The 242-nt window shown below is 59.1% G+C and carries 1 protein-coding gene; it reads left to right on the forward strand.

All coding sequences use genetic code 11. The features are described from left to right. Nucleotides 1-242: Ldh family oxidoreductase (locus P9236_RS30775; RefSeq protein ID WP_278078222.1), on the forward strand; the 242-nt coding region annotated here is incomplete at both ends.

The raw sequence follows: 242 nt of genomic DNA on the forward strand, positions 1-242 counted from the left end.
GCCTTTGTGCGCTTTGGCCTATCGCAGCCAGACGCCTCAACTTTTGCTGATGCTCTGATCTTTTCCGAGTTGCGTTTCCATCCGTCTGCCAACCAGGGCGTTCGCAAACTGCGCGTCTACCAGAAGCGGATCGCAGACCGGCTGGTTGACCCGCAAGCCCGATGGGAAGTTCTAAAAGAGAGCCCCTCGTTGGCCCTTGTCGATGCTCACAATGGCATCGGGGTCGTTGCCGCCGCGAAGGC

Origin of the sequence: Mesorhizobium sp. WSM4884, assembly GCF_029625675.1 — a bacterium.
Lineage (GTDB): Bacteria > Pseudomonadota > Alphaproteobacteria > Rhizobiales > Rhizobiaceae > Mesorhizobium.